The 22268-nt window shown below is 71.5% G+C and carries 20 protein-coding genes; 7 read left to right on the top strand and 13 right to left on the bottom strand.

From position 1 onward, the window contains the following. Window positions 1-85 precede the first annotated feature (85 nt). From aceE to ACE101_RS27455, 3 genes are all read right to left on the bottom strand, one after another. Window positions 86-2755: a pyruvate dehydrogenase (acetyl-transferring), homodimeric type gene (gene aceE, locus ACE101_RS27465; RefSeq protein ID WP_379136581.1), complete on the bottom strand. Its 2670-nt coding sequence runs from the start codon at window positions 2753-2755 to the stop codon at window positions 86-88. Between the two features lie 255 nt (window positions 2756-3010). Continuing rightward, window positions 3011-3763: a YoaK family protein gene (locus ACE101_RS27460; RefSeq protein WP_379136579.1), complete on the bottom strand. Its 753-nt coding sequence runs from the start codon at window positions 3761-3763 to the stop codon at window positions 3011-3013. 103 nt (window positions 3764-3866) lie between these two features. Then, window positions 3867-4130 carry a DUF6489 family protein gene (locus ACE101_RS27455; RefSeq protein WP_379136576.1) on the bottom strand — a complete coding sequence of 88 codons (264 nt, stop codon included), beginning with the start codon at window positions 4128-4130 and terminating at the stop codon, window positions 3867-3869. A gap of 527 nt (window positions 4131-4657) precedes the next feature. Between ACE101_RS27455 and ACE101_RS27450 the strand changes: the two genes are divergently transcribed. Next, window positions 4658-4849, top strand: a complete 192-nt coding sequence (locus ACE101_RS27450; protein ID WP_379136574.1) for a hypothetical protein — start codon at window positions 4658-4660, stop codon at window positions 4847-4849. A gap of 16 nt (window positions 4850-4865) precedes the next feature. Here the strand turns inward: ACE101_RS27450 and ACE101_RS27445 are convergent, their stop codons facing one another. Continuing rightward, window positions 4866-5303, bottom strand: a complete 438-nt coding sequence (locus ACE101_RS27445; RefSeq protein ID WP_379136571.1) for a hypothetical protein — start codon at window positions 5301-5303, stop codon at window positions 4866-4868. A 103-nt stretch (window positions 5304-5406) separates the two neighbouring features. Then, on the bottom strand, window positions 5407-5664 hold the full coding sequence (locus ACE101_RS27440; RefSeq protein WP_379136568.1) for a hypothetical protein: 258 nt from the start codon (window positions 5662-5664) through the stop codon (window positions 5407-5409). A gap of 188 nt (window positions 5665-5852) precedes the next feature. Here ACE101_RS27440 and ACE101_RS27435 point away from each other — a divergent pair, with 188 nt between their 5' ends. Beyond that, window positions 5853-6728, top strand: a complete 876-nt coding sequence (locus ACE101_RS27435; protein ID WP_379136565.1) for a bifunctional helix-turn-helix transcriptional regulator/GNAT family N-acetyltransferase — start codon at window positions 5853-5855, stop codon at window positions 6726-6728. A gap of 144 nt (window positions 6729-6872) precedes the next feature. Here the strand turns inward: ACE101_RS27435 and mfd are convergent, their stop codons facing one another. Then, window positions 6873-10457, bottom strand: a complete 3585-nt coding sequence (gene mfd, locus ACE101_RS27430; protein ID WP_379136563.1) for a transcription-repair coupling factor — start codon at window positions 10455-10457, stop codon at window positions 6873-6875. Between the two features lie 110 nt (window positions 10458-10567). Beyond that, complete coding sequence (locus ACE101_RS27425; RefSeq protein WP_379136561.1) at window positions 10568-10864, bottom strand: FAD assembly factor SdhE; 297 nt, start codon at window positions 10862-10864, stop codon at window positions 10568-10570. A gap of 185 nt (window positions 10865-11049) precedes the next feature. Between ACE101_RS27425 and recG the strand changes: the two genes are divergently transcribed. Next, window positions 11050-13164 (top strand): ATP-dependent DNA helicase RecG, encoded by a 2115-nt coding sequence (gene recG, locus ACE101_RS27420; RefSeq protein ID WP_379136558.1) that lies wholly within the window; start codon window positions 11050-11052, stop codon window positions 13162-13164. A 216-nt stretch (window positions 13165-13380) separates the two neighbouring features. Here recG and ACE101_RS27415 read toward each other — a convergent pair whose 3' ends face one another. After that, a complete protein-coding gene (locus ACE101_RS27415) occupies window positions 13381-13722 on the bottom strand; it encodes a hypothetical protein (protein WP_379136555.1) in 342 nt (113 codons plus the stop codon). 180 nt (window positions 13723-13902) lie between these two features. Continuing rightward, a complete protein-coding gene (locus ACE101_RS27410) occupies window positions 13903-15174 on the bottom strand; it encodes an AMP-binding protein (protein WP_379136552.1) in 1272 nt (423 codons plus the stop codon). A 251-nt stretch (window positions 15175-15425) separates the two neighbouring features. Between ACE101_RS27410 and ACE101_RS27405 the strand changes: the two genes are divergently transcribed. Beyond that, on the top strand, window positions 15426-16196 hold the full coding sequence (locus tag ACE101_RS27405; protein WP_379136549.1) for an invasion associated locus B family protein: 771 nt from the start codon (window positions 15426-15428) through the stop codon (window positions 16194-16196). A gap of 138 nt (window positions 16197-16334) precedes the next feature. Here ACE101_RS27405 and hspQ read toward each other — a convergent pair whose 3' ends face one another. Both hspQ and ACE101_RS27395 read right to left on the bottom strand, forming a co-directional pair. Next, complete coding sequence (gene hspQ / locus ACE101_RS27400) at window positions 16335-16694, bottom strand: heat shock protein HspQ (RefSeq protein WP_379136546.1); 360 nt, start codon at window positions 16692-16694, stop codon at window positions 16335-16337. 120 nt (window positions 16695-16814) lie between these two features. Continuing rightward, window positions 16815-17867: an HpcH/HpaI aldolase/citrate lyase family protein gene (locus tag ACE101_RS27395; RefSeq protein WP_379136543.1), complete on the bottom strand. Its 1053-nt coding sequence runs from the start codon at window positions 17865-17867 to the stop codon at window positions 16815-16817. 170 nt (window positions 17868-18037) lie between these two features. Between ACE101_RS27395 and ACE101_RS27390 the strand changes: the two genes are divergently transcribed. Continuing rightward, window positions 18038-19006, top strand: a complete 969-nt coding sequence (locus ACE101_RS27390) for an AEC family transporter (RefSeq protein ID WP_379136542.1) — start codon at window positions 18038-18040, stop codon at window positions 19004-19006. Between the two features lie 263 nt (window positions 19007-19269). Continuing rightward, window positions 19270-20484 (top strand): patatin-like phospholipase family protein, encoded by a 1215-nt coding sequence (locus ACE101_RS27385; RefSeq protein WP_379136539.1) that lies wholly within the window; start codon window positions 19270-19272, stop codon window positions 20482-20484. A 7-nt stretch (window positions 20485-20491) separates the two neighbouring features. On the opposite strand, the gene hisI is transcribed toward ACE101_RS27385, so the two are convergent. Both hisI and folE read right to left on the bottom strand, forming a co-directional pair. Next, the gene (gene hisI, locus ACE101_RS27380) at window positions 20492-20905 is read right to left on the bottom strand and encodes a phosphoribosyl-AMP cyclohydrolase (protein WP_379136537.1); all 414 of its coding nucleotides are present in this window, start codon (window positions 20903-20905) and stop codon (window positions 20492-20494) included. Beyond that, window positions 20905-21564, bottom strand: coding sequence for a GTP cyclohydrolase I FolE (gene folE / locus ACE101_RS27375; protein WP_379136534.1), 660 nt, complete (start codon window positions 21562-21564; stop codon window positions 20905-20907). Before folE ends, hisI begins: the two co-directional genes overlap by 1 nt. A gap of 242 nt (window positions 21565-21806) precedes the next feature. Here folE and ACE101_RS27370 point away from each other — a divergent pair, with 242 nt between their 5' ends. Then, a complete protein-coding gene (locus ACE101_RS27370; RefSeq protein ID WP_379136531.1) occupies window positions 21807-22259 on the top strand; it encodes an iron-sulfur cluster assembly scaffold protein in 453 nt (150 codons plus the stop codon). Window positions 22260-22268: the final 9 nt, after the last annotated feature.

Genomic DNA, 22268 nt, shown 5'->3' with positions numbered 1-22268 from the left:
GGGGAATCGCGCCCACCTCGAACGGTCCGCCCGAACAGGGTGGTGTGAATCCGCAAGCCCTGCGGGACAGGGGATCCGCGTCGCGTCACACCGTCCACGGGGCGGGCTTCTCCGGATCGATGCCGTACTTGGCGATCGCCTCGGAGACCTTCGCGGTCGGCACCAGCTGGTCCTCGGCCAGGCTCTTCAGGGCCGCCACCGCCACCCAGCGCCGGTCGACCTCGAAGAAGTCGCGCAGGCGCACCCGGTAATCCGAGCGCCCGAACCCGTCGGTGCCCAGCACCTTGTAGCGCGCCGGCACGTAGGGACGGATCTGCTCGGCGAACATTCGCATGTAGTCGGTCGCCGCGACCACCGGGCCGGAGCGGCCCGACAGGCAGGTCTCGACATGCGACTTCCGCGGCGTCTCGTCCGGATGGAGCATGTTCCAGCGCTCCACGGCCATCGCGTCCCGCTTCAGTTCGGTGAAGCTCGGGCAGGACCAGATGTCCGCGACGATGCCGAAATCCTTCTCCAGGAGTTCGGCGCCCGCGATGACCTCGCGCAGGATGGTGCCCGAGCCGAGGAGCTGCACCCGCGGGCCCGAGCCCTTGCCCTGCCGGAACAGGTACATCCCCTTGAGGATGCCCTCCTCCGCCCCCTCCGGCATGCCCGGATGGGCGTAGTTCTCGTTCATCACGGTGATGTAGTAGAAGACGTCCTCCTGCTCGCCGTACATCCGCCGCAGGCCGTCCTGCACGATCACCGCGACCTCGTACGAGAAGGTCGGGTCGTAGGAGATGCAGTTCGGGATCGTGGCCGAGAACAGGTGGCTGTGGCCGTCCTCGTGCTGGAGCCCCTCGCCGTTCAGCGTGGTGCGCCCGGCCGTGCCGCCGATCAGGAAGCCCCGCGCCCGCAGATCGCCCGCCGCCCAGGCGAGGTCGCCGACCCGCTGGAACCCGAACATCGAGTAGTAGATGTAGAACGGGATCGTCGGCGCGTCGGAATGCGAGTAGGAGGTCGCCGCCGCGATCCAGGACGACATGGCGCCGGCCTCGTTGATGCCCTCCTGGAGCATCTGACCGGATTTGTCCTCCTTGTAGTACATCAGCTGGTTGGCGTCTTCCGGCCGGTAGAGCTGGCCGACCTGGCTGAAGATGCCGAACTGGCGGAACATGCCCTCCATGCCGAAGGTGCGGCTCTCGTCCGGCACGATCGGCACGATGCGCTTGCCGATCTCCTTGTCGCGCAGGAGCGTGTTCAGCACCCGCACGAAGGCCATGGTGGTGGAGATCTCGCGGCCCGCCGTCTCCTTGAGCTGCGCGTCGAAGGCCGAGAGCGGCGGGATGGCGAGGCTCTGCGACTTCCGCCGCCGGGCCGGCAGCGGGCCGCCGAGCGCCTGACGGCGGGCCATCAGGTAGCGGTGCTCGGGGCTCCCCTCGGGGAAGCGGATGAACGGGATCTCGCCGACCTGCTCGTCCGACAGCTCGATCTGGAAGCGGTCGCGGAACTGCTTGAGGACCGCCTCGCCCATCTTCTTCTGCTGATGGGTGATGTTCTGGGCCTCGCCCGCCTCGCCCATGCCGTAGCCCTTGACGGTCTTGGCGAGGATGACGGTGGGCTGGCCCTTGTGGTTCACCGCGGCGTTGTAGGCCGCGAAGACCTTGCTCGGATCGTGGCCGCCGCGGGTGAGGCGCCAGATGTCCTCGTCGCTCCAATCGGCGACGAGCGCCTTGGTCTCCGGATACCTGCCGAAGAAGTGCTCGCGGATATAGGCGCCGTTCTTCGACTTGAAGTCCTGGTACTCGCCGTCCACGCACTCGGCCATCAGCCGTGCGAGCATGCCGGAGGTGTCGCGCGCGAGGAGCTGGTCCCAGCCGGAGCCCCACAGCACCTTGATGACGTTCCAGCCGGCACCGCGGAAATTGGCCTCCAGCTCCTGGACGATCTTGCCGTTGCCGCGCACCGGGCCGTCGAGACGCTGCAGGTTGCAGTTGATCACGAAGACGAGATTGTCGAGCTTCTCGCGCGAGGCGAGCGAGATCGCGCCGAGCGATTCCGGCTCGTCCATCTCGCCGTCGCCCATGAAGGCCCAGACCTTGCGGCCATCCGTGTCGGCGAGCCCGCGATGGTGCAGGTAGCGGAGATAGCGGGCCTGGTAGATCGCCATCAGCGGCCCGAGGCCCATCGAGACGGTGGGGAACTGCCAGAAATCCGGCATCAGCCAGGGATGCGGATAGGAGGACAGGCCCTTGCCCCCGACCTCCTGGCGGAAATTGAGGAGCTGCTCCTCGCTGAGGCGCCCTTCGAGATAGGCGCGGGCGTAGATGCCCGGCGCGGAATGGCCCTGGACGTAGATCAGGTCGCCGCCGTGCCCCTCGCCGGCCGCGTGCCAGAAATGCATGAAGCCGGTGTCGTAGAGCGTCGCGGCCGACTGGAAGCTCGCGATGTGGCCACCGAGTTCGGAGGATTCCTTGTTCGCCCGCAGGATGATCGCGATGGCGTTCCAGCGGATGGCCGACCGGATGCGGTGCTCGATCGCCCTATCACCCGGATGTCTAGGCTGCGCCTCGACGGGAATCGTGTTCAGATAGGCCGTGTTGGCGGAGTAGGGGACCGGGGCGCCCTTCTTGCGGGCTTCCTCGATCACCTGCTCGATGAGGAAGTGCGCCCGGTCGGGACCCTCCACTTCCAGCACGCCATCGAGGGAGTCGAGCCATTCCCGGGTCTCGATGGGATCGGGATCGCGCGGGTCGAGATCGCGGCTGCGTTCCACTCTGTTCCTCCCTCGTTGCCTGTCCGCCCGAACATGAGGCGGTGAGGCTGGTCTGTGCCTGCGTTCAGCACAGGCCATGCCACGGCTCACGCTATTGGACCAGTGAGGAAGTGCAAGGGCTTGAATGCGCCCCGGGGGAATTGACGTTCCGGAAGGTCGGAACGGAACCGCATGGCTGTCCGGAAATCCGGACAGGCCGCGGGGCCGAGACCCGCGCGGCGGCCCGGATGAACCTTGCGTCGCCTCGCCGCGAGATCAGGAGCGCAGCGGCTCGCGCACCACGTAGACCGGCCTCGCATCCTTCGGCGCGTCGGGCGCGGGCGCCGTCCCGGCGATCAGGGGGCTGCCGGGCCGCGCGAGGGTGAGCAGGGTCACCCCCACCGCGAGCGCGGCTGCCAGAATCGCAGGGAACAGGAAGGCGTTCTCGCCGAAATGGGCGTGGAGCACGCCGCCCGTCACCGCGCCGGCGCTGAGCGCCCCCCAGAGCGGCGCCTGGATCCAGAAGGACTTGGCCGGCTTGTGGAGCAGCAGGTTGGCGAGCCCGGTGCCGAAGCGGACCACCGCGCCCGTGACGTAGGTCAGCGCGAGGCTGCGCCCGTCCTCGTCCTGCAGCGTCGCGTTCTGCATGCCCAGCGCGAACACCACCGGATAGGCGTGGATCGGGAAGGCGTAGGGCCCCTGAGGCATGATCAGCCCGACGCTGAGAAAGGCGGCCTGGAGGCCGAGCAGCACCGGCAGGCGCCAGCGCCCGGACCACGCCGCGATCAGCGTGCCCGCGAAGGCCCCGAAGCAGAAGATGGCGATGACCGAGGTGATGCGGGTCACGCCCTCCCAGTCCGCCCCCGCCACCGCGACGCCGAATCGCGTGGTGTTGCCCGACATGAAGGACATGAAGAGCTGCGAGAATTGCAGGAAGCCGATCGCGTCGGCGCAGCCGGCGAGGCCGGACAGCGCCAGGGCGAGCGGCACGCGCGTGATCGGGCTGGCGGGAAACGATTTGTCGTCCATGGCGGCTCCGGCTCCCGGCCACAACCGCCAAGTCGCGCGGACGTTCCCTAACGGCGTGCCCCAACGGCCGCCGCGGGCCGGAGCCCGTGCCGCGTCCGTCCGCTCACTCGTTCCTGGCCGGCGGCGTTCCCCCGCCGAAACCCTGCTGGAACATCTTCAGGAACAGCGACTGCATCTGCTCGGCGTTCTGCGGAAACAACGAGAACCAGCTCCGCATGATCGTGTCCGGCGAGAACCGCTCCATGTCGGCGAGCATCCGCCGCTCGATCTCCGCCATCACGGCGGCCTGCATGGGTTCGACGTTCGGGAGGCCGACGAACTGACGCGCTTCCAGCGGAGTACAGTCGACCTCGACCCGAAATTTCATGATGACGATCCCTCACGGGGCGCACGGCCCCGGGGGCTCACACAGGGCCATCCGCACTGGTTTGTAAAGGCCGGGCCCACGTTTTACCGAGGGGTTCCGGGCCGGGGCACGCCACCTCTCCCGCTTCCGTTGATCTGGATCAAGGCGGCGCGGGAACCGCCGGCCGAGGATCGTGCCGTCGCCCCGCCGCGGCCGGACCGCGCGCGGCCGACGGTGGGCCGGGCCTCGCCGGACCGGGGGGATCGTCGAGCCCGGCCCACCTTGCGCGCTCCACCTCGGCGGCCGCGTCCGGCCCGCCCGGGTGATGTCGGCTCCCTGAGTCGCGGCCCCGCCGCGCCGGCCCCGCTCGCGGCCCCCGGATCCGAAGCCGACCCGCCCCGAGCCATCGCCCATTGTTGATATCGGGGACGAATCGCCCGAGTCGATGCCGCCCGCCGCGGACCGGCACGCCCGTCGCATCACGGTCACACGCTGATTCTTGTCAGTATCGGGCAGGTACAGGCGAGGCGGAATCTTGCGAGGCGGCCATGGAGTTTCGGGTCGAACAGGAACAGCCCGGCCAGTGGGGCTGGCGCCTTCTCGGTCCGCGCGGCGTGACTCTGCTGCGCTCGGACGAAACCTACGGCAGCCAGATCCAGGCCTCGGCGGCGGCGACGGCCTTCGCGCGCCTCGTCGTCCAGGCGTCGCGCAAGATGACCGCCCCGGCGCCCTTCGCCTGATCCCCCCGGCCGGGGATCAGCGGATCAGGCAGGCGCCGTTCGCGCCCGGGCCGAGCACGATGTCGCCCTGGCGGGGAGCGTTGGCCGCGAAGGGGCCGGTGCCCTGCTGGCCGAGATGTCCGCGCCCGAAGGTCGAGGCGAGCAGGGGGGTGCCGAGTTCGACGTAGCAGCGATCCAGGATCGCCTCGTAGGGCAGGCGCGCCGACGCGACCACCGGGCCAGCCGGCCCGCAGCTGGCGGCGAGGTCGAACTGTCCCGGCGCCGAGAGCCTCACCGGGCGCGAGCGGCCGGGCGGCAGCACGAAGGTCGGCCCACCGTCCTGGCTGCCCACCAGCGTCAGCGCCGAGCGGTTGACGATGCGGCGCGTGCAGCCGGCCTGCGCCTCGGCCAGGGGCAGGAGGACGAGCGCGGCGGTTGCCGCAGCGAGCGGACGGAGGAGCGAGACGGAGCGCATGCGCGACAGGACCCCTTCGGCGGCCGGGTCGCGGCGGTGATGCCGGGACGCGCGGCGGATCTCAGGCCGAAACGGGGCTGTGGCGCGCGGGTTCCGAGCGGAACTACTTGCAGCCCGTGCAGATGCTGCTGTCGATGGCATCGTCGCGGCGCTCCTCGCGGGTGCGCTCGTCGAGCCGGCGCTCCATCCCGCGATCCATCCCCGGCCTGGGGACGGTCTGACCGGTGGAGCTGGTATAGGGGGCCGTGATGGTCGAACCCGGGCCGCCGCCGGTGCCCGTCCGGTCGGCCTCCGTCTGGGCCAGCCCCGCCGCGGGTGACAGCAGCAGGCCGCCCACCGCCCAGATTCTCACCGTCAGCATCGCCGCCTGCTCCTGTCACCGGAGGGAGTCGTCAAGTCTCGCCGATGGACGCGGCAAGCGCAACCTGTGCGCTCATCTTGACGAGGCGAGATCACGGCCCGGCCGGTCCGGGCCGAAGCAGGGGCTGCTTCGTCCGGACGGAACCGGGCGGCGTTGACCCGGACGATCATCTGACTTAAGTCAGATAAATGATCCCGGATCCCATCAACCGCATCCGCCGTTTCGGCCGCGCCGTCACCGTCGAGGTAGGCGCCCTCGACAGTTCCTTCCTCGGCCGCGGCCGTCCCCTCGGCGCGGCGCGGGTGCTCAACGCCATCGGCCAGGGACGCACCGATGTCGGCGGCATCCGCGATGATCTCGGGCTCGATTCGGGCCTGATGAGCCGGCTCCTGCGCGGCCTGGAGGAGGAGGGCCTCGTCGAGACCGCGCCTCACCCGGAGGATGCGCGGCGGCGCGTCGCGACGCTGACCGCGGCGGGGCAGCGCGAGTTCGCCGCCTACGAGGCGCTGTCGAATGCCCGCGCGGCCGACCTGCTGGCCCGGCATCCGCGGGCCGACGAGTTGCTGCGCGCCATGGATCTCGTGGCCGTGGCCCTCGGGCGGGAGCGGATCCGCGTCGAGGAGGCGGATCCGCGCGGGGAGGCGGCGCGCCACTGCCTCGGCGAGTATTACGCCGAATTGGGCCGGCGGTTCGCGACGGGCTTCGACGTCTCGCTCTCGCGCGATCCCGACGCCGCCGACATGATCCGGCCGCGCGGGGCATTCCTCGTCGCCCTGTCCGACGGGCTCCCCATCGGCTGCGTCGGCCTCAAGGGAAGCGGCGGGGAACGGGCGGAGATCAAGCGGCTGTGGGTCTCCCCCGCCGCCCGCGGCCTCGGCCTCGCCCGCCGCCTCATGGATGCGGCGGAGACGGTCGCGCGGGGCCTCGCGATCACGGTTCTTCGCCTCGACACGAACAGCGCGCTGCCCGAGGCCCTGCAGCTCTACCGCAGCACGGGCTGGATCGAGATCGACCGCTTCAACGACGATCCCTACCCGGACCACTTCTTCGAGAAGCAGCTCTAGAGCATTGTCCGACGGAACGGATCCCGGCTCGTCGCGGAAAAACCTGTAAAATCAAAGACCGAGAGCAGCGCTCGATGGCAGCGTGACCGGGCGCGGCTCCAGCAGGCCACCGAGAGCCGAACCCCTGGCCCGTTCCGGCCCCGGTCAGGCCGCCTTCTTGCGCGTGATCAGCTTGACGAGATCGCGCAGGATCCCGGTCGTTTCCTTCAGCCGCTCGGCCACCGTGTCGAGGTTGCGGATGAACACCACGCTCATGTCCGGGCGCACCTTGGCGAAGCTGCGCTGCTCGGCGATGTAGGCGGCGAGCTTGCCCGGATTGGCGAAGGCCCGGTCGCGGAAATGGAGGACGATGCCCTTCGGGCCCGCCTCCACCTTCTCGACGTTGGTCTCCCGGCACAGGATCTTGATGGTCACGATCTTGAGGAGCTGCTCCACCTCGGGCGGCATCGGGCCGAAGCGGTCGATGAGTTCCGCCCCGAAGCTCTCCAGCTCCGCGTCGCTCTCCAGCGTCGCGAGGCGGCGGTAGAGGCCGAGCCGCACCGTGAGGTCGGAGACGTAGTCGTCCGGCATGGTGACGGGGGCGCCGAGCGCGATGGTCGGCGACCATTGCTCGTCGGTGGGCACCTCCTGGCCGGCCTTGAGGGCAGCGACCGCGTCCTCCAGCATCTGCTGATAGAGTTCGTAGCCGACCTCCTTGATGTGGCCCGACTGCTCGTCGCCGAGCAGGTTGCCGGCGCCGCGGATGTCGAGGTCGTGGCTCGCGAGCTGGAAGCCGGCACCGAGCGTGTCGAGGGATTGCAGCACCTTGAGGCGCCGCTCGGCCTGGACCGTGAGCGTCTTGTTCTCCGGCGTCGTGAACAGGGCGTAGGCGCGCGCCTTCGAGCGGCCGACGCGCCCGCGCAGCTGGTAGAGCTGGGCGAGGCCGAACATGTCGGCCCGGTGCACGATCAGCGTGTTGGCGGTCGGGATGTCGAGGCCCGATTCCACGATGGTGGTCGAGAGCAGGATGTCGAACTTGCCCTCGTAGAAGGCGGTCATCACGTCCTCGAGCTGGCCCGCCGCCATCTGCCCGTGCGCGACGCCGACCTTGGCCTCCGGCATCTCCCGGTCGAGGAAGCGCTTGACCTCGTCGAGATGCTCGATGCGCGGCACCACGTAGAAGGACTGGCCACCTCGGTAGCGCTCGCGCAGCAGCGCCTCGCGGATGAGGAGCGGATCGAAGGGCGTCACGAAGGTGCGCACCGCCAGCCGGTCCACCGGGGGCGTCGCGATGATCGAGAGTTCGCGCACCCCCGTCATGGCGAGCTGAAGCGTGCGCGGGATCGGCGTCGCCGACAGGGTGAGCACGTGGACCTCGGCGCGCAGGGCCTTCAGCCGCTCCTTGTGGGCGACGCCGAAATGCTGCTCCTCGTCGATGATGATGAGGCCGAGGTCCCGGAACGCCACGTTCTTGGCAAGCAGCGCATGGGTGCCGACCACGATGTCGATCGTGCCGTCGGCGAGCCCCTCGCGCACCTTCTTCATCTCGGCGTTCGAGACGAAGCGGGAGGCCTGCGCCACGTTGACGGGCAGCCCTTTGAAGCGCTCCGCGAAGGTGCGGTAGTGCTGGCGGGCGAGGAGCGTCGTCGGCACCACCACCGCCACCTGCTTGCCCGCGATCGCCGCCACGAAGGCGGCGCGCAAAGCCACCTCGGTCTTGCCGAAACCGACATCGCCGCAGATCAGCCGGTCCATCGGCCGCCCGGCCGTGAGGTCGCCCAGCGTCGCCGCGATGGCGGCGTCCTGATCCTCGGTCTCCTCGTAGGGGAAGCGGGCGGCGAACTCGCCGTAGGTGCCGTCCGGCGGCACCAGCTTGGGGGCGGGGCGCAGGAAGCGCTCGGCCGCGACCTTGATGAGGGCACCCGCCATCTCGAGGATGCGGCGCTTGAGCTTGGCCTTGCGGGCCTGCCACGCCCCGCCGCCGAGCTTGTCGAGGGGAACCTCGGCCTCCTCCGAGCCGTAGCGGGTGAGGAGTTCGATGTTCTCCACCGGCAGCAGCAGCAGGCCGCCGCTGTACTGGATCTCCAGGCAATCGTGGGGGGCGCCCGCCGCCGTCACGGTCTTGAGGCCGATGAAGCGGCCGATGCCGTGATCCGCATGCACCACGAGGTCGCCGGGGCTGAGCGCCTGCACCTCCAGGATCACGTCCTGGGGCCGCTTGGCCTTGCGCTTGGGCCGCACCAGCCGGTCGCCCAGGACGTCGCCCTCGGCGACGACCGCCATCCGCTCGATGGTGAAGCCGGATTCGAGTCCCCAGACCGCCACTGCCACGTCCTGCCCGCGCTTGAGCGCCAGGGTGTCGGAGAGGCGGGTGATGGTCTTGGGCTTCGGCAGGCCGTGGTCGGTGAGCACGCTGCACAGCCGGTCCCGCGAGCCCTCGGACCACGCCGCCAGGATCACGTGGTGACCGCTGGCCTGGAGGTCGCGGACGTGCTGGACCGCCGCGTCGAAGACGTTGACGCCCTCCTGCGCCCGCTCGGGCGCGAAGCTGCGGGCGGGCTCGGCCTCGCAGTCGATGGTGCGGCGCCCGGAGGATTCGGGCACCGCGAAGGGGGTGAGGCGTGCCACGCTGAGCCCCTCGACGCGCTTCGCCCACTCGGCGGGCGAGAGGTAGAGGGCATCCGGCTTCAGGGGCTTGTAGGGGGCGACGCCGGGCTGCGGCGTCTTCATCGCCTCGCTGCGGGCGTCGTAGTACTCTTGGACCTGGCCCAGCCGCTCGCCCGCCGCGTCGTCGCTATCCTTCTCGAAGACGAAGGGCACGCCCGCGAGGTAGTCGAACAGGGTGTCGAGCCGGTCGTAGAACAGCGGCATCCAGTGTTCGAGCCCGGCGGCGCGCCGGCCCTCGCTCACCGCCTCGTAGAGCCGGTCGTCGCGGGTGGCCGCCCCGAAGGCCGAGATGTAGCCCTGCCGGAAGCGCCGGATGGTCTCGGTGGTGAGCTGCACCTCGCTCATCGGCACGAGATCGAGGGAGCGCAACTGCCCGATGGTGCGCTGGGTCTCGGGATCGAAGGTGCGGATCGATTCGAGGGTGTCGCCGAAGAAGTCGAGGCGCACCGGGTTCGGCAGGCCGGGGGGCGAGAGATCGATGATGCCGCCGCGCACCGCGTATTCGCCGGTGTCGCGCACGGTGCCGGTGCGCAGGAAGCCGTTGGCTTCGAGCCACGCCACGATCTTGTCGGTGTCGAGGGCGTTGCCGACCGCCGCCGAGAAGGTCTCGACCGCGATGCGCTCGCGCGCCGGCACGCGCTGCACCAGGGCGTTGACCGTGGTGGCGACGATGCGGGGGCGCTCCTCCGAGGAGCGCGAGCGCGCCAGCCGCGACAGGGCGGTCATGCGCTGGGCCGCGATGGCGGTGTTCGGCGAGACCCGGTCGTAGGGCTGGCAATCCCAGGCGGGGACGCTCAGCACCTCGATTTCCGGCGCGACGAAGGCGAGCGCGCTCACGAAGGCCGCCGAGCGGTTGCCGTCGCGGGCGACGTGGACCAGCACCGCCGGGCCCTGCGCCGTCTGGCCGAGCGCCCGGGCGAGGTCGGCCACCACCAGGGCGTCGAACCCGTCCGGCACGCGCGCCAGGGTGGGGCTGCCGCCGGCCTTCAGGGCCTCGACGGCCCGGGTCAGGGCGGCGGATTTGGGAAGCGCGAACCGGGCGACCGGGGGTTTGGGCGAAGGGCTGGGAGCGGCTTTGGCCATCGGGCAATCTGAGAAAGATCCGGAAGTCCGGGGAATGCGGGGCAGGGCCCCGAGGCGGGGCCGACTCCGCCCCGCACCCGCGCCGGAGGGCCACCGGCCCTCCGCCCTCCCTAGCTGTGGATGGGGGCGCCGTGCTGATGGAAGCCCTTCAGGCGGCGGAAGACGGGGGTGTCGTAGTTCACGGGAGCGTCCTCCTCGCCGCTGATCCAGCGGAAGAGGTCGCGGTCCGGCACCTCGATCAGGCGCTCGAACTCGTCGAGATCGGCCTCGCTGAGCGTGCCGATCTCCGCATCCGCGAAGCGCCCCATGATCAGGTCCATCTCCCGGGTGCCGCGGTGCCAGGAGCGGTAGAGGGTGCGGCGGCGGCGCGGATCGAGGTCGGCGCTGCTGCGGGTGGTGCCGGTCATGGGGTCGGTTCCCGAGACAACAGGAGCGGGCCCGCCGGGGCCTGAGGCTCCCGCGGATCCGCTCGTTCCTTCCGCCTCTATATGGGCGACGGGGCGGCCTGCGTCATCCCGCATCGTCGCAGGGCGGCCGGGAACGGCCGGGCTCGTGTATACCGCCGCGGTCCGATTCCCTGTCCCGCCCCCGCATGTCGCTGCGTCCTTCCCTGCTCGATCCCCTGTTCGCGCCGGCCACGGTGCTCCCCGGCGCCGGGCCCAAGATGGCGGCGCTCCTCGACAAGCTCCTCGGCACGCCCGAGCACCCGGCCCGGGTGGTGGATCTGCTGTTCCACCTGCCGCACGGGGGCGTGGCGCGCCAGCTCAGGGGCTCGATCGCCGAGGCGCCGGTCGGCGAGCCGGTGACGCTCTGCGTCACCGTGGTGGCCCACCGGCCGCCCCAGGCGGTGGGGGGCCGCAGGCCCTACCGGGTGCTGGTGGAGGACGCCACCGGCGATATCAGCCTCGTCTTCTTCAACACGCCCCGCGCCCGCATCGAGAAGATGCTGCCGGTGGGCGCGCGCCGCTACGTCTCGGGCCGGATCGAGCTGTGGGACGGCTTCCGCCAGATGGTCCACCCGGCCCGCATCCTCGACGACAAGGGGTTTTCGGAATTGCCCTCCGTCGAGCCCCTCTACGGGGCGACCGAGGGGCTGACCTCCCGGGCCATCGGCAAGCTCGCGCAGGGCGCGGTGGAGCGCCTGCCGGACCTGCCCGAATGGCAGGACGCCGCCTGGCTCGACCGCAACCGCTGGCCGTCCTTCGCGGAGGCCCTGCGGGCGGAGCACCGGCCGGACAAGCCCCCGCCCGCCGAGGGCGAGCCGGCGCCCGCGACGCGCCGCCGCCTCGCCTATGACGAGCTGCTGGCCTCTCAGCTCGCCCTGGCGCTGGTGCGCAGCCGCATGCGCCGGGCGCCGGGGCGGGTGAATGCCGGCGACGGCGAGGTGTCCCGGCGCATCGAGGCCGGGCTGCCGTTCCGGCTGACCGGCGCGCAGATCCGGGCGCTGTCCGAGATCCGCGGGGACATGCGCTCCGACCGGCGCATGCTGCGCCTGCTCCAGGGGGATGTCGGCTCCGGCAAGACCGCGGTGGCGATGCTCGCCATGGCCTCGGCCATCGAGGCCGGGCGGCAGGCCGCCCTGATGGCACCCACCGAGATCCTCGCCCGCCAGCACGCGGAGCGCCTGCGGCCCCTCGCCGAGGCCGCCGGCCTCTCCCTGGTGCTGATGACGGGGCGCGACCGCACCGCCGAACGCCGGGCGACGCTGAAGGGCTTGGCGGAGGGCACGGTCCCGATCGCGGTCGGCACCCACGCCCTGTTCCAGGAGGAGGTGGCCTTCCGCGATCTCGGCCTCGCGGTGGTGGACGAGCAGCACCGCTTCGGCGTGCACCAGCGCCTCGCGCTGGGAGCCAAGGGCGAGGCGGTCGACATTCTGGTGATGACCGCGACGCCGATCCCGCGCACCCTGGCGCTCACCTGTTTCGGCGACATGGAGGTCTCGGTCCTCGACGAGAAGCCGGCCGGGCGCCAGCCGATCGCGACGCGCCTCGTCTCCACGGAGCGCCTCGACGAAGTGGTGGCGGGCCTGGAACGGGCGATCGCCCGGGGCGAACGGGTCTACTGGATCTGCCCCCTCGTGGCGGAATCCGAGATCATCGACCTCGCCGCGGCAGAGGAGCGCTTCGCGGACCTGCGCCAGTATTTCGGCGAGGCGGTGGGGCTCGTCCACGGCAAGATGCCGGGGCGCGAGAAGGACGAGGCGATGGACCGCTTCGCCGCCGGGCAGACCCGCATCCTCGTCTCGACCACGGTGGTGGAGGTTGGCGTCGACGTGCCCGAGGCGACCATCATGGTGATCGAGCACGCGGAGCGCTTCGGCCTCGCGCAGCTCCACCAGCTCCGCGGCCGGGTCGGCCGGGGCTCGGGCGCCTCGACCTGCCTGCTCCTCTATCGCGGCCCGCTCGGCCAGGTGGCCCGCGCCCGGCTGGAGATGATGCGCGAGACCGAGGACGGCTTCCGCATCGCCGAGGAGGATCTGCGCCTGCGCGGGGAGGGGGAGGTGCTGGGCACCCGCCAGTCTGGCCTCGCGGCGTTCCGGCTGGCCCGGCCCGAGGCGGATGGCGACCTGCTGCTGGCGGCCCGCGACGACGCCCGGCTCATCGTGGAGCGCGATCCCGGCCTCAGGAGCGAGCGCGGCCGGGCGCTGCGGGTGCTGCTCTACCTGTTCGAGCGGGACGCCGCGGTGAAGCTGCTGGGGGCGGGGTAAGGGCGGCGCCGGGCTACGGGATCCGCCACGCGCCTCCGCATGCGCCCGGCGGCGGACGGGCAATGGAGGCAGCGACACGCCTCATGCCGAGATATGCAGGGCTCGCGGAGCCTTGCGCGCCAACCCGGCTGCCGGAGCCGATCCTGCGGACGCCGTCTCAATGCCAGAACGAAGGTCCGGCCCTCGCGCCCATCGGGGATTGCGAGGACCGCCCGCTCAGAATTCCGGCTCGTTGAGCACCCGGGTTCCGATACGGCTCTGAAGGTCGATCGGGCCGCCGTTCTGGCCGACCGCGCCGTCGATCTCGATCACCGGCACGCCCGCGTCGCGCATCTGGGCGCGCAGGCGCTCGGTCCGGATCCGAAACGTGCCGTTCCCGCGCGGCGGCACGTGCAGGAGCACCGCCGCCGGACGGGGCATCATGGCCAGAACATCGTCCGCCGCTTCGAGGGACGCCGTGACGCTGGCATAACCCAGCTCGGCGAGCTCGGCGGAGAGGGCCCGATCGACGGCGCGGTGGCCGTCATCAACGACGAGGACTTTCTGCAGCGCACCCATGGTGGAAGTGTTAACCCGTCGCGCGCCTCTCGTGAAGGCACCGCGGCAATAACTCCCGTAGCCGTCGAATGGTTCATGCGGAGGAGGCTCAGTCGCCGGCCGATCCGCCGGAATCGCCGCCCCGACGCGGCGATGCAACATACTGTCGCCAAAGGAGTAAACCCGAAGGTCGCGATCCCCTCAGACCTCGGTGACCGCGGTGGCGACGCCGGCGAGCAAGGTCGTGGTGAACCGCGAGACGCGCCAATCATCCACAGATTCGTCGCGGACGATGCCGCGGTGCAACAGCCGCGCCGCGGCGGCCGGCCCGGTGAAGGCGAGGCGTCCGTCCGGCTCCCGGCGGATCCGGAGCAGGCCGCCCGCGGCCACGCGCTCCGGCGCGGCGAGGAGGAGCGCGACGTCGTTCGCGTCCCGACGGCCCGCCACCAGCGCCGTCTCGTCGAAGACCACGATGTCGACGATTCCGGGGCGGCCGGGGACGCGGGCGCTCAGGCGCACCGGCGCCCGGTGTACGAGGTGAAGGCTGCGCAGGCGTGCGGCGATGGCCGTCCGGGCGAGCCCGGGCTCCATCCAGCCCGGAGCGACGAGATGGACCGGGGCCTCCCGGTCGAGCGCGGCCGCGAGGGTGGCGCTGTCGAAGACCGCATGGGATTCGAGGGTCGCCCCGCTGAGGAGGGCGGCGGCGAGGCCGGGCACGAGGCCGCGCAGATCCGCGGGCGGCAGCAGGCTGACGATCCGATCGCCGGGCTCGATCCGGGCCGGCACGAGGCAGAGGGCGGCCGCCGCCGTGAGCGCGTCGCCGTCCCGCAGGACGGGCCGGGGCAGCTCTTCGCCCGTGAAGGTCACGAGCCCCGCCACCTCGGCGCCGCCGAAGGACGCGGTATCGCCCCGGTGGTCGAGCACGATGCGGTCGAGGGTGATCACCCCGTCCGGGACCTGGGGCCCGAAGGCCGCGATGAAGCGCAGGGGGAAGTAGCGCGCCGCCACGCGGCAGAGGCGCTCGGCCGGCCGTTCGTCCCCGAGCTGGCCCTGGGTGATCACCGCCTGCATCTGCGCCGCCTCGACGGCCTGGAGCAGGCGCCCCTCGTCCCAGGTCACCGGCAGCAGGCAGGGCAGGTGGCCCGCCTGCTCGATCGCCATCAGGGTGAGATGGCTCTCGGCCATGCCCGCCATGCACAGGCCCACCGGGCTGCGCGGCGGCAGGCGCAGGGCCTGCAGGCCGGCGGTGAGGCGGGCCGCGATCTCGCGCGCCGCCGCGAAGGTCCAGGTGATGGCGGGCCGCCCGCTCCAATCCGGCTTGTCGGGCTGGTCCACGAAGGCGACGCGGTCGGGATGCCGGTCGGCGGCCGCCGCGAGGAGCGCCGCGAGGCCGAGGGGGCGCGCCGATCCGCTCAGCCCCTCCGGCGCCTGCGGGCCCCCCGCGTGCCATCTCGCCGCCTGTAGAGCCGCCACCGCGCACCTCATCCTATCGGAGCGCGACTCTCTGCGGCCATGGTTAAAACACTCTGAAGATCGCCCCTCGCCAGGGAACCGGGCATGCGCTAAGGCGCGGCGGCCGGAAAGCCTTGTCTTCGCCTCAAATTCCGGGGAAGCAGGCGCCGGAGGTCGAGCGCGGTCACCGGCCACGCTCCCGCACACGCCCAACCGCCGCTGGCGCGGCTCCAGGCTTCGAGAACCAAGCCGTTTCGAGGGGTTTCCACCTGATGTTCTTCGCGACTCGTTCCGCGCGCCCGCACCAGGCCGCCGCCTTTCTCGCCCTGGCCGGGCTCGGGCTCGGCCTCGCGACCGTCCCCGCCCTGGCTCAGCCCAAGAAGCCCGCCGCGCCCGCCCCGGCACCCGCCGCCCCGGCCCAGCCCGCGCAGGGCGCCGCTCCCCAGAACGGCCCGCAGGTGGTGCAGGTGAAGTCCGAGCCGTCCCAGGCCGAGTGGACCAAGGTCTGCGGCAAGGACCAGGGCAGCGGCGCCGAGGTCTGCTACACGACCCGCGACTTCGTCTCCGAGCAGGGCCAGCCGGTTCTCGCCGCGGCGATCTACGACCTCAAGGGCGCGCAGGGGAACCAGCGCGTCGCCCGCTTCCTGCTGCCGCTCGGCCTGCTGCTCCAGCCCGGCATCCGCTTCGCGGTGGACCAGGGCCAGCCGCAGCCCGGCCGCTTCGCCGTCTGCTTCCCGAACGGCTGCTTCGCCGAGGTGCCGGGGCTGAAGGACGACCTCATCGCCGCGCTCAAGAAGGGCACCACCCTGAACCTGAGCGTCCAGAACCAGGCCCAGCGCGAGGTCACCTTCGCGGTGCCGCTCGCCGGCTTCGGCAAGGCCTTCGACGGCGCCCCGATCGACCCGAAGGTGCTGGAGGAGCAGCAGAAGAAGCTCCAGGCCGAGCTGGAGCGCCGCAGCGAGGAGATGCGCAAGCAGCTCGAGACCCAGAAGGGCGGAGCCGCCGCGCCGCAGGCTCCCGCCGCCAACGCCGCGCCCAAGTAAGCCGCAAGCACGCGCCGCGGAACGGAATCGACAAGGGCCGGGTGGCGACACCCGGCCCTTTCGTCTGGGCAGTAGGTCGGGAGGCGAAAACCGGGGGACCGTCGCGGCTCACGGATTCAGAGCGCGCCCGGACCGGGCTCAGTTCGCGCTGTCGCCTCGCATCCGGTAGGCCCCGGTCGTGGCGTCGCGCACGAAGAACTCGGCGATGCGGGCATGGCGCAGGGCCTCGCCGGAGGTGTCCGGCACCAGGTTCTGCTCGGAGACGTAGGCCACGTACTCGGTCTCCTGGTTCTCGGCCAGGAGATGGTAGAAGGGCTGGTCCTTGGCGGGCCGCACTTCCTCGGGGATCGCCAGCCACCATTCCTCGGTGTTGCTGAACACCGGATCGACATCGAAGATGATGCCCCGGAACGGATAGATCCGGTGGCGCACGACCGCCCCGATGTTGAACTTGGCGCGGCGGATCGCGACGGGCTCGGAAACAGGCAGCGCGGACATGGCGGCAGGATCGGTCGGGCGAACGTTCATCGGGCACAAGTAGGCGTGGCGGCGGAGGATTGCACCCGCGCCGCCACGCCGCATCATGCCACAGGAACCGGCTTCCGGGGAGGCGGGACTTCAGCCCAGGCCGTAGGTGCGGGCGAGATCCGGGTCCTTGGTGGCGACGAGCTTGGCGAGGTTCACGATCACGCTCGCCTGCTTCCAGGTGGCGTCGTCCTGCATCTTCCCGTCCAGCATCACCGCGCCGGTCCCGTCCGGCATCGCCTCCAGGATCCGCTTGGCGAAGGCGACCTCGGCCGGATCGGGGGCGAAGACCCGCTTGGCGATGGCGACCTGGCTCGGATGCAGCGTCCAGGCGCCCGCGCAGCCCATCAGGAAGGCGTTGCGGAACTGCGCCTCGCAGGCGGCCCCGTCCGCGAAGTCGCCGAACGGGCCGTAGAAGGCCTTGATGCCGTTCGCCTGGCAGGCATCGACCATCCGGGCGATGGTGTAGTGCCAGAGGTCCTGCTGCACGCTCACCCGCTCGGCCACGCCCTCGACCGGATCGGCGATGACCCGGTAATCTGGATGGCCGCCGCCGACGCGGGTGGTCTTCATGCCGCGCGAGGCGGCGAGGTCGGCCGGCCCCAGGCTCATGCCGTGCATGCGCGGCGAGGCGCTCGCGATGGCATCGACGTTGGCGACGCCCTCGGCCGTCTCCAGGATGGCGTGGACGAGGATCGGCTTCGTCACCCCGGCCCGGGCTTCGAGCTGGGCGAGGAGCTGGTCGATGTAGTGGATGTCCCACGGCCCCTCGACCTTGGGCACCATCACCACGTCGAGCCGGTTTCCGACCTCGGTGACGATCTCGAACAGGTCGTCGAGGATCCACGGGCTGTTGAGCGCATTGATGCGCGTCCACAGGCCGGTGCCGGCGGCGGCAAAGTCGGTCGCCTGCGCCATGGCGATGAAGCCCTTGCGGGCGGCGAGCTTCTGGTCGGCCGGGACCGCGTCCTCCAGGTTGCCGAGCACCACGTCGACCTGGGTGGCGAGGTCCGGCACCCGGGCGCGAACCTTCTCGTTGTGCGGGGGCACGAAGTGGATCATGCGCTCCAGGCGCACCGGCAGATCGCGGAACGGCGCGGGCGCGCCCGTGGCGAGCGGCTGGAAGAAGCGGCGCGGCAGTTTCATGGCGTGGGGTCTCCCGACCGAGGGTGGCGCGAGCCCTGCGCCGCGCGGGGCGGGGAAGCGCGTCCGCTGCCCTGGCTCACCCCCGAGGGTTAGTGCAAGGGCAGCGTCAGCGTAAAGACGCGCGCGCTCCGCCGAAGGTCGGGGGCGCGACGACGGCCAGGGGCGAGGACGTGGATTTCCAGGCGCTGTTCGATCTTCTGGCGCCCTTCTTCGGGCTCATCGCGGTCGGCTGGGCCGCGGGCCGGTACTTCCCGCGGCCGGAGGGGGCGGCGGGCTTCGCGTGGCTGCAATTCTACGTCATCTACGTGGCGCTGCCCTGCCTGTTCTTCCGCCTCGTCGCCGACAAGCCCCTCGACGAGGTGATGAACGGCCGCTTCGTCGCCGGCACCACCCTGGCGACGGCGCTCGCCTTCGCCCTGTCCCTCGCCATCGGCCTGAAGGCGAGCCGCGGGGCGCTCGCCGAGGCGACGCTCCAGGGCATGGCCGGGGCCTATTCCAACATCGGCTACATGGGGCCGCCGCTGGTGCTGGGCGCGCTCGGCCCCACGGCGGGCGCACCCGTCGCCCTGGTCTTCGTGTTCGATACCCTGTTCCTGTTCACCGCCGTGCCGCTGCTGATGGGGCTCTCCGGTCACGAACGGCGCAGCCTCGCGGCGGCGATCGGCACGGTGCTGCTGCGGGTCGCCACCCACCCGTTCAACCTCGCGGCGGCGGCCGGCGTGGTCTGGGGTGCCCTGCACTGGCACCTGCCGGTGGTCCTCGACCGCATCTCCGGTTCCCTCGCCCAGACCGCGGCCCCCACCGCCCTGTTCATGCTCGGGCTCACCGTCGCCCTGCGCCCGGCCCGCCTACCGCCGCCCGAGGTGGCGCTCCTCGTGGCGGTGAAACTCCTCGTGCACCCGCTCCTCGCCCTCGGCGTGCTGGTGCTGATCGGCGGGCTGCCCCCGGTCTGGATCGCCGCCGGGGTGCTGATGGCGGCGCTGCCGCCGGCCCTCAACATCTTCGTCGTGTCCTCGCAATACGGGCTCGGCACCGAGCGCGCCTCCCTCTGCCTGCTCGTCGGCACGCTCGCCTCCATCGTGACGCTCACCGCCTTCGTCTGGGCGGTGAAGGGCGGCTGGCTGGTGGCGGGGCTGTAGCGGCCGGGCCCGACGCCGCCTCTTCTCAGCCGGCGCAATACCGGGCCCCCGCCCTCCAGTCTTCGCCCGCATATCGGCCGCGATCGGTCACCCTCGCCCCAATCGATCGAGCCACGGCGAGTTGCCCTCTGCCATCGGAGACTTGCCGGAGCGGCCGGATCCATTGCGGTTTGTGCAATTTCGCACATGCGAAGCAGCGAAACCGGAACAGGCTCGGTAACGCCGCGTTTCCAGCACGAGGCGGGTGGCGGAGGACGAGAACCATGTCGGGTTCGACCCGGCGGCGGGGCCTAGCCTGCGCCGCGATCATTCTGCTCGGCACAAGCCCACTGGCCCAGGCCGGCAACCCGCCGACGAGCCCGCGCAACACCGTGCGGGCCGAGTTCACGGCGGCCGATCTCGCGGTGGCGCGCCCCGAGGGACTGCCGAACCAGCTGCGCCTGCCGGCCGACGATCCGGAGGCCTACCGGGCCTTCCTCGCGAAGGCGCCCCAGGCCGCGGCGGCGCCCTGGCTGATCCTGTCGGGCGGGGGCGAGAACGGCGCCTTCGCGGCCGGACTCCTCAAGGGATGGACGGCGTCCGGAAGCCGCCCGGATTTCGGGGTGGTCACGGGGGTCTCGACCGGAGCCCTGATCGCGCCCTTCGCCTTCGCGGGCAGCCGCTACGACGGCGCCCTCGAACAGGCCTACACCCAGACGACCGCCGCGGACGTGTTCGAGTTCGGCGGCAGCGACGAGGGCCTCACGGATACCTGGCCGCTCAAGCGGCAGATCGAGCGGAGCGTGACGCCCGCGCTGATGGCCGATGTCGCGGCCGAGCACGCCAAGGGGCGCCGCCTCCTCGTCGTCACGACGGAACTCGACAGCGGCCGGCCGGTCCTCTGGGACATGGGCGCGATCGCCGCCAGGGGCGGTCCCGCCTCGGTCAAGCTGTTCCGCGAGGTGCTCCTCGCCTCCGCGGCGATCCCGGGCGTCTTCCCGCCCGTGCTGATCGACGCCGAGGGCCCGGGCGGCAAGCGGTTCCAGGAGATGCACGCGGATGGCGGCACCACGGCGCCGTTCTACCTGGCGCCCGGCGCCAGCCTCCTGAGCGAGTCCCCTGCGCCCGGCACGGTGCCGGCCCCGGAGGTCTACGTGGTGGTCAACAACGCCCTGTCGCCGGAATTCCAGGTCACCCAGCGCAGCCTGCTCAGCATCCTCGGCCGCTCGCTCTCGGCGGCGATCCGGGCCCAGACGGCGGGCGCGATCGCGCTCACCAAGAGCTTCGCCGCGCGCACCGGGCTGCCTCTGCACGTGGCCCTGATCGACGCGCGCTTCACGCGCCGCTCGCCCGCGGCCTTCGACCAGGGCTACATGCGGGCGCTCTTCGCCCATGCGGAACGGCTCGGCCGCGCCGGCACCGCCTTCGACTGGACGCCGGACGCGATCACGACCAGCACGGTGCAGGCGGACGACCGCCGCGCCGAGGCGGGGAGATGAGGCCGGATCAGCCGGCGGGGACGAGGCGCGCCGCGCCCGTCCCGGGCTCGACCGTCACGGCCCGGTAGAAGCAGGAGCGGCGGCCGGTGTGGCAGCAGCCGCCGTCGCCGCCGACCCGCACGCGCAGGAGGAGCGCGTCCTGGTCGCAATCGACCCGGATCTCCACCACCTGCTGGATCTGCCCGCTGGTGGCGCCCTTGTGCCAGAGTTCGCCGCGCGAGCGCGACCAGTACCACGCCTCGCCGGTCTCCAGCGTGCGGGCGAGGGATTCGCGGTTCATGTGGGCGAGCATCAGGGGGGCGCCCGTCTCCGCATCGACGGCGAGCGCGGTGATCAGGCCGTCCGCGCCGAAGCGCGGGGTGAAGGCGGTGCCCTCCTCGACCGCCCGGCGGTCGCCGGGTTCGGCGAAGACGATGCCCATCAGCGCTTGTCGCGCACGAGGGTGAGGAAGCGGACCTGCTCGTGCGGATCCTGCTTGAACACGCCGGTGAACTGGGTGGTGAGGGTGGACACGCCCGATTTCTGCACGCCGCGCATGGCCATGCAGAGGTGCTCGGCCTCCACCATCACGGCGACGCCGCGGGGGTTGAGCACCGTGTCGATGGTCTCGGCGATCTGGGCCGTCATGGTCTCCTGCGTCTGCAGGCGGCGGGCGAAGGCATCGACCACCCGGGCGAGCTTCGAGAGCCCGACCACGCCGCGGCGCGGGTAATAGGCGATGTGGGCCTTGCCCATGAACGGCACCATGTGGTGCTCGCAATGGGAGTGGAAGGGGATGTCGCGCACCAGCACGATGTCGCCGTAGCCCTCGACCTCCTCGAACACCCGGTCGAGGATGTTGGTCGCGTCCTGGCGGTAGCCGCCGAAGATCTGCTCGTAGGCGCGGGCGACGCGCTGGGGCGTCTCGCGCAGGCCCTCGCGGTCCGGATCGTCGCCCGCCCAGCGGATGAGCGTGCGCACGGCGGCCTCCGCCTCCTGGCGGGTCGGACGCTCGGTGATGCGCTCCGGACGGGCCGCGTCGCTGCGCTTGTCGGCGGCGTCCGGCAACCGAACCGACAACGACTTCAGCACCGCATCCATGGAGCCTCCCGCCCGCGGGATACGGGCCTCACAACCATTCGTCCGCCCCGGACGGTCGCACCGGAACGCGCCGCGTCCGCCTGCCTCGCGATCCGGGCTCGGGCCGCCTATATCGTGCCTCAGCGTCCGACGCGCAATGCGCCGGCTGCACATCAGGTCACCATGAGACGCCCTCTGCCGGAAGTCCCTGCAGGGGCCCATCTGGTGGTCGGGGGCTGTCCTCGTCCAAAGTCGAACCCGCCATGCTCAGCGACATCTACAACCGGCGCATCCTCGAACTCGCCGCGGACATCCCGCGGCTCGGCCGTCTGGCGGCGCCGGAGGCGAGCGCGAGCAAGCATTCGAAGCTGTGCGGCTCGACCGTCACGGTGGACCTCGCCACGCAGGGCGACACCGTCACGGACTTCGCCCACGACGTGAAGGCCTGTGCGCTGGGTCAGGCCTCCTCCTCGCTGATGGCCCGCCACGTGGTCGGGGCGACCGCCGCGGAGCTGCGGGACCTGCGCGACCAGGTCCGCCGGATGCTCAAGGAGGGCGGGCCGGCTCCCGCGGGCAAGTGGGCGGAGTTCGCCGTGCTGGAGCCCGTGCGCGACTTCAAGGCCCGCCACGCCTCGACGCTCCTGACCTTCGACGCCGTGGTCGACGCCCTCGACCAGATCGCCGCCCGCCGCGCCCCCGCCGAGGCCTCCGCGTGAGCCCGCCAC

This window comes from Methylobacterium carpenticola, assembly GCF_042748905.1.
GTDB classification, from domain to species: domain Bacteria; phylum Pseudomonadota; class Alphaproteobacteria; order Rhizobiales; family Beijerinckiaceae; genus Methylobacterium; species Methylobacterium carpenticola.
This window is presented reverse-complemented; position numbering and strand designations above follow the sequence as displayed.